The 6748-nt window shown below is 66.9% G+C and carries 6 protein-coding genes; 2 read left to right on the forward strand and 4 right to left on the reverse strand.

Annotated features, from left to right (window positions below; all coding sequences use genetic code 11):
* Positions 1-250 precede the first annotated feature (250 nt).
* Together JWN68_RS03750 and JWN68_RS03755 are read left to right on the forward strand one after the other, a co-directional pair.
* Positions 251-1042 (forward strand): hypothetical protein, encoded by a 792-nt coding sequence (locus tag JWN68_RS03750; protein WP_297734900.1) that lies wholly within the window; start codon positions 251-253, stop codon positions 1040-1042.
* Between the two features lie 100 nt (positions 1043-1142).
* On the forward strand, positions 1143-1625 hold the full coding sequence (locus JWN68_RS03755) for a hypothetical protein (RefSeq protein WP_297734902.1): 483 nt from the start codon (positions 1143-1145) through the stop codon (positions 1623-1625).
* A 572-nt stretch (positions 1626-2197) separates the two neighbouring features.
* Here JWN68_RS03755 and JWN68_RS03760 read toward each other — a convergent pair.
* The 4 genes from JWN68_RS03760 to JWN68_RS03775 all read right to left on the reverse strand — a co-directional run bounded on the left by JWN68_RS03760 (position 2198) and on the right by JWN68_RS03775 (position 6621).
* Complete coding sequence (locus JWN68_RS03760) at positions 2198-2884, reverse strand: hypothetical protein (RefSeq protein ID WP_297734905.1); 687 nt, start codon at positions 2882-2884, stop codon at positions 2198-2200.
* A gap of 276 nt (positions 2885-3160) precedes the next feature.
* Positions 3161-3394: a hypothetical protein gene (locus JWN68_RS03765; RefSeq protein ID WP_297734907.1), complete on the reverse strand. Its 234-nt coding sequence runs from the start codon at positions 3392-3394 to the stop codon at positions 3161-3163.
* A 26-nt stretch (positions 3395-3420) separates the two neighbouring features.
* A complete protein-coding gene (locus JWN68_RS03770) occupies positions 3421-5148 on the reverse strand; it encodes a SpoIIE family protein phosphatase (RefSeq protein ID WP_297734910.1) in 1728 nt (575 codons plus the stop codon).
* Between the two features lie 207 nt (positions 5149-5355).
* Positions 5356-6621: a serine/threonine-protein kinase gene (locus JWN68_RS03775; RefSeq protein WP_297734912.1), complete on the reverse strand. Its 1266-nt coding sequence runs from the start codon at positions 6619-6621 to the stop codon at positions 5356-5358.
* Between the last annotated feature and the right edge of the window lie 127 nt (positions 6622-6748).

Consider the following 6748-nt stretch of genomic DNA (forward strand, 5'->3'; position numbering starts at 1 on the left):
GACAGGGATGCTCGACCGGTGTGGCGACGATACCTATTGTCGTTCGGGACGTGTGCGTGGTGCGCAGTGTCCCTCTTTCGCAGAACACCGGAGCTGGAGCATCTTTGCTGTGGTTCATGCGCGCAGATCGAGTCCTGCATGACGATGACTACTACATTGTTACGACTGGTGGGGACGACCCGGGCACGCAATAGAATCCATCTGTCTACGGTGGGGCCGGGTGCCTGCGCGGGGCGCGAGGGAGGAAGAGATGGGTAGAACCCGTGGTGAGTTCCGTGCATGGATTGTCCGTACGCACTTCGAAGATGAGACCGCCTGGCAGGAACTAATTGCTGATACCGGTCGCGCCGGATCGTCGGCGGAAGTCGTCAATGACCTCTCGTATCGTGACGCCCCTGGGGCTGTCATCGCTCCTCGACTTGGTCCAAGTGGAGAGGGCGTGGTCTTTGTCGCGGATGGGGAAGGAATGCGTGCGCGCCCTCACACCGTGCTCGTGGTCGACCTGGCAGGCGAACACCCGCCGTTTCGCAGTGAAGCGTCCGCTATCGCCGAAATTGAGATGAACCTCCTGACGGACAATGTCGGGTTCGAGGATTTCAGTACAGTGGTACGTTCCGAGGGCGGTGCCTTCCGCACAATCAGTGGACCTGCTGGCGAACGCGGAAGACTCGAGAACGAGCCGCGGACACGTCGCCGTCGCCCTGTCATCCTTCGACAGGCAGTGCCAGAGAAATGGCCGAAGGACCTGATCGTGACGATGCCAAGCGCAGCGTGGAGCAAACTTGAGGCCGAGCAGCAGCGGCTCAGCGTACCGGTGGAACAACTTTTGCACGACCGCGTGCTCAACCACGTTATCAATGATGAAGCGCTCAAGGCGACCAACTACTCAGCCGTGCCTGAGGAAGATGCGGTAGTCCCGGTCACGATTCAGCTCGGCATGGTCCTTCATGACTTGGTGACGATCGGCGCACGGAAGGGTGGCTTCACGACGGTCCAGGAGTACTGCGCCGCAGCGCTCCGAACGGTGTCGGAATGCTTGTGACGGCCCTGACTGTAGGTGCGTCAACACGCCTGAAACGCCTCACCGGCTGGTCTGGTGCCGCAACACACAGCCTCCATAACTGCGGAAGAAGGAATGCGAGATGCGTCATGTGATGCTCACTCAGAGAAGGAGTGCGGCGGCTCTCATAGGTGTGCTAGTGATGATTGCGACGCCGCTATCAGCCTGCGGTTCACGCACTGCCGCCGGTGCCAACGAACGACGAGCGGCCGACGAGGCACCGCCCGCCACCTTCATCGATTGCCTCAGCGGCGGCTCCATCGACCCCAGCACCGGCGAGCCTTCTCCACCTGATCTCTCCGGCGGGCCGGAAGTGGTGTGCGGGCAGGAGCCCGCCCCAACGCTCCGACCTTGCGCCGAGGTATGGCGACGTGGCGAGAAACTCCCGGTCCCCTACTACGGGTGTGACCCGACCGGGGGTGCCGTGCCTCAGAACGTCGCCGAGGTCTGCAACGATCCCGCCCTGGACACGACATGGGTTTACAACGACCTCATGGCTAGGGAAGGCACCCTCATCGGTCCTTCGAACTTCGAGATCACCCCGGATGGTGACCTCATTTGCTGAGTCTTAACTGGCAGGCACGGGAGCTGCCGAGCCGGGAGTAGTCCGGGGTAGAAGGGCCGGAAGTGGGTGAGCGAGACGCATGGCCTGGGGACCGGCGATACTCGTTCCATGGCTGATGCCGCACCGATCGATGTGGTAGCAATCCCGTCCATCGCTGACGAGCCGTATTGGCGCGGCCCGCTCCACCGCGAACGCTGGCCCGTACGAGGTCGCGGGTGAGCGGGGACGACGCGACGCCGCTGTCGATTGGTATGGTCTTCGGCGGGTCGCCCTCCGAGGACAGGGCTTTGGATTGGGCCCTCCGTGACATCGGGCTTGCCGTGATCGAGGCGCGGGACCGGACCGGTACCCCCCTTTCCGTAAACGTGGTCTACCTGGTGCCGGGGGAACTTAGCCGCATCGGCACGCGCCCACGTTGTTCTGCGTACGGCGCGGCAGGTAGCCGCTTCCAGAGGTTGCTCAACCTGACCACGGCCGGGCCCGTCCGCACCATGGCTTGGACCGCATCCGGCGCGGCCGCCCGCAGGGTCGCTTCGAGGACCTGGACCCTTTCAGGCCAGCTCAGGGTCTCGTCACGGATCCCGCACACCACTGCGCCGTCGACGCCGAAAGTCAGGTACCGGTGGCGGGAGCCGTCGCTGCTCGCGCGATCTACACGTAGATGTGTCTGCGTTCAACGCACCGAGCACGAACTCCTCGGCCGCGACCGGATCCAATGGCAGCCCGATCGCTGCGCGAACGGTGACCTCGCCAGGAGTGTCGAGGCACCACGCTACGAGTGCGGGAACGACTCGGGCGGTGCGATCGGGTGATACCCACCACCGCAGGGGCGGGTTGCCCCAATCCAGTGGGGCGGCCAGCAGCTCGCCGTACTCCGGGCACAAGGTGATTCCCGCTACCGCTGTCGGCGCGTTCAGCTTTGGCCCCTCGACGTCCTTGACGATGCGTAGCTCGCCTGCGTGTCCTTCACCCTCGAGCCGGTTTGCCACGGAGGACAACCAGGTAGCTAACAGTTCCCCGTTGTCGCAGATGTGCATGTACCCGATCGGCCCCCCAGGGGCCGGCGAGTAAGCCGAGGAGGCAACGAAGTCCTCCCCGTCTTCGGCGGCCGCGTCGTGTGGCGCCTCCGCCGCCCGGGCGGCGGCTCGGAACGGTTCCAGCGCCACCCGGGGGTCGGTGTCGGTGGCGAACTGGATCGCTCCGCCCCCACGGACGAAGTTCGAGCGCCGAAACGCGTTGAGCGAGTACTCCACAGCCATGCGTCATCTCCTGATTGCGGTTTGGTCGCAACCGGCACGAGTCTCCGCCAGTAGTGACTCGCTCGCAGGGTAGGGTCCGCCCGTTGCTGACGATGAAGCGGGGAAAATGTAATAGGTCGAGTTTTGCGTGGGCTGGTGCTCATAATTATGGCGCTGACGGTGGGCTTGCAGAGCGGCCTTGCGGCTGCGGCGCCACTGGCAGGTCAGATGACGGCGGCTTCAGCAGTCGCATCTACTTCGAGTCCCGTTGGTTAAGCACCGATAACTAAGATTATGTCAACACTGGTCGGCAGGAACGGGAAGGGGCGTGCCTCCGGGCCTCCGGGTTGCGGTCGCTCTCGTCGTCGATGTCGTAGAGGTCAGACCGTCCACTCCCACAGCCTTCAGACGGTTGGCGGTGATGTCCGCGATCTCCTGGGCCTTCTCCGCCGTAGCCGTCTGCCTCGGCGGTGTCAGCGCGAAGAGCAGGAACTCGCCCTCGCCCTCGATGATGCGCTGCTGCAGGTCCACGTGCGGACCGTACCGCTGACTTCTGGTCAGTGGACCCGTCGGATCGCGAGCGCCGCGACGTCGTCGTCTCGCGACGGGTCCCCGACCTCTGCGACCAGGACCGGCAGCGCGTCGGCGAGACGCTTGCCCGCAAGGGTCGTCATCGCGCGACCGATTCGCATCTGCCCGTCGGTGATGTCCTCTCCACGGCGTTCGATGAGGCCGTCGGTGAAGGCGACCAAGGTGTCTCCGACACCGAAGGGCAAGGTCGTCGCCGTGCGCTGCTGCGGGGCGACGTTGAGAGGCGCGCCGTTCGCGAGCGCGGCCTGCACCAGGGTGCCGTCACGTGTGAGCACGAGCGGCGGAGGGTGGCCGGCATTGCCCACAGCAACCTGGTCCCTGGCTGGATCGGCCACCAGGTAGAGGAGCGTGACGAGCTGCTCGACCTGGTAGAGCTCGAACATCTCGTCCAGCCGTCCGAGGACGACGTCGGGCCTCGGGTCGAGTGCGACGTACGCTCGGACAGCGGCCCGCACCTGCGCCATGGCCGCTGCCGCACCGACCCCGCGGCCCATCACGTCGCCCACGAACATCACCAGGCGGCCGTCATCCAGCTCGATGGCGTCGTAAAAGTCCCCGCCCACCTCGGTGCGTCCCGACGGGCTGTAGTGAAGAGCTAGCTCCCACCCCTCGGACACCGACAGGTCGTGGGGAAGCACCGCGTTCTGGAGCTGCACCGCGGCAGCGAGTGTCTGGCTGTGGAGCTCGGAGTTGTCCAGTGAGACCGCCGCCCGCGTGGCCAGCTCCTCAGCAAGCGTCACGTCCTCGCTGGTGTAGTGGCGCTCGGACTCCGCCGCGACCAAAGTGATCACCCCGAGCACCCGGCCGCGAGCCACGAGCGGCACGGTCAGGGCGCTGCGAAGGTGAAGAGCGCGAATGAGGCGCTCGTGCTCCTCGTCGACTGCGCCGGCCGTCACCATCTCGTCGGTGATGTCCGCGACCAGCTCGCTCTGGCCTGTCCGCATCACGTGCCACGCCCCGCGTGGGGCATCCCGGTCGGGCGGGTAGCGCTCGGCCAGCTCGGTCGCAAGCCGGATCTTGGCGGGGTCCACGTGTGCCACGGCGACGCGCCGCAGGCGGCCGTCGTCCACGACGTCGATGGCGCACCAGTCTGCGAACGTCGGCACGGCGAGCTTGGCGACACTGTTGAGCGTCACCTCGTAGTCGAGGCTGCTGGCCAGCTCGGTGGCCGCACCGGCCAGGAAGGCGAGCATCGTGCTCTGTCGCGACGCGTCCTGCTGCGCAACGATGCGGTCAAGGGTCTGCGCACAGGTGTCGGCGAGGATCTCGAGGAACTCCACCTCGAACACCTCCAGGACCCGCTCGTTGGCGAACAGCATCGCGATCGCGCCCACGGACCTGGCCCCGCGCCTGAGCGGGAGCGTGACGATAGCCCGTGCGCCGACGTCGGGAATGTCCGAATATCTCTGCCTCATCGCGTCGTGTCCGGTGATCACCACGCGTTGACCCGTCCGGATGGCCTCCCCCGACGGCGTTCGAGCAGACAGCGGAAACGTGCTCCAGGCGTCGCGGTCGACCGGAGCGCCGCCACTGATGGCAGCCATGCGGACGGTCTCACCGTCGTCGCACAGGAGAGTCATCGTCGCGACCATCGCGCCCACGGCCTCGGCTCCGTGGTTGACCACGATCCCGGAGACCTCCTCCACGGTGTCGGCCATGACGAACTCACTGGTGACCCGGGCCAACCGGGTCAACCGGTCAGCCAAGGCGTCGCCCGACGTCGGGGACGGCGATGGGTTTCCTGTGTCCGGCGCCGGCGCCAGGGCACCTGTGCCCCAACCCTGCTCGGACCGAGAGTCACGAGGACGGGTCACGGGTTCAAGCATGGCAGCGTCCCGCCACGAAGGGGGCCATTTGTCGTGCAATCGGTCCGCGCAATTTCCGGCCAGGACGAGTGCTGCTCAGCGTCGACCCTTGCCGGACTTCGCCTTCTTGGGGCCGCGCCCCTTGCCCTGGTGGCCGGGTCCCTTGGCCTTCTTCTTGCCCGTGGCCTTCTCCCGGGGGGCCGGCGTCGTCTGCCGTGTACCCGGCCTCGATGAGCGTCGCGTCACCGGCGCGGCCGCCGGGGTCGCCGGGCTCGCCGATGGGGCGGTCGTGCTGGCCGTGATGCTGGGTGCAGTTGGTGACGGCTTGGACGTCCTGGCGGGGGCCTTCGTGCGCGGCGCAGGCGTCTCGGTCGCAGAGGCGGCCGTCTCCGAGGCCGAGGCTGGTTGGTCCTCGGCGCTTCCAACCACCAGCAGCGTCCCCACAAGGACGAGACCGGCTGCCGCGGAACAGATGGCGGCAGCGAGTGCGGTCCTGTTCCGCCTGGCCGCGGGGGCCCGACCCACCAGGATCAGCGTCGTCGCCTCCGTCAAGGACGAGTCGGCCGCTGATCCAGCCGCGATGGCGCCCAACCGCGAGGCGACCTCGGAGGCAGCGGGACGCTGCGTGGGCAGCCTCGTCGTCATCCTGGTGATGAGGCCGGACCATCCCGTCGGCAGCGAGGTGGGCACGGCCGGTGAGCGCTGGAGCCGGGCCAACGCGGCTTCGACGGGCGGGCCGTCGTACTCACGTCGTCCCGTCAGGGCTTCCAGCAGGACCAGCCCCAAGGCATAGACGTCCGCAGCCTCGGAGACGCCTACGCCCGCCACCTGCTCGGGGGCTAGGTAGGCGGCCGTCCCGATCGTGTGACCCGTCAGGGTGACAGACGCCGAGTCGGTACGGCGAGCGATGCCGAAGTCAGTGAGCTTCGCGCGATCCCCCGGCGCGATGAGCACGTTGGACGGCTTCACGTCCCGGTGCACGATGCCGTGCGCATGGGCATGGGCCAGAGCGCCCGCCACCTGGGCACCGATGCTCGCGACTCGGGCAGCTTCCATCGGCACCTCCCCCATGACGACGTCGAGGGGAATGCCTTCCACCAGCTCAAGCACCAGCCAGGGACGTCCGCCGTCGGTGCCCGTGTCGAGGGCACTGACGACGTTCGGGTGATGGAGCATGCGCATCAACCGGACCTCGCTCGAAAAACGTGCGCGGTCCACCTCGGTGGCCTCGCGAAGCAGCTTCACCGCCACGTCGCGCTGCAGGACATGGTCGTAGGCAGCAAACACGTCGGCGGTGCCGCCCCGGCCCACGACGGCTCCCAGCTCATAGCGATCGCCCAGCATCCGCGCCAAGCTGGTCATGAGGTGTCGCTCTCCAACGGGGGGATCGTGCCGGACCACCATCATGGCCGCGGGTCCAGGCGCTCCGCTGCACCGCTGATGGTGAACCTTCGGCCGAAGCGCTGCGCAACCGGACTGACGTCGGGAT

The organism is Nocardioides sp., from assembly GCF_025964975.1.
Lineage (GTDB): Bacteria > Actinomycetota > Actinomycetes > Propionibacteriales > Nocardioidaceae > Nocardioides.

What these genes read in the sequence shown, in the direction of transcription:
- JWN68_RS03760 (WP_297734905.1), bottom strand. Translation starts at nt 2,884, where the DNA reads ATGGCTGTGGAGTACTCGCTCAACGCGTTTCGGCGCTCGAACTTCGTC.
- JWN68_RS03775 (WP_297734912.1), bottom strand. Translation starts at nt 6,621, where the DNA reads ATGACCAGCTTGGCGCGGATGCTGGGCGATCGCTATGAGCTGGGAGCC.
- JWN68_RS03755 (WP_297734902.1), top strand. Translation starts at nt 1,143, where the DNA reads ATGCGTCATGTGATGCTCACTCAGAGAAGGAGTGCGGCGGCTCTCATA.
- JWN68_RS03750 (WP_297734900.1), top strand. Translation starts at nt 251, where the DNA reads ATGGGTAGAACCCGTGGTGAGTTCCGTGCATGGATTGTCCGTACGCAC.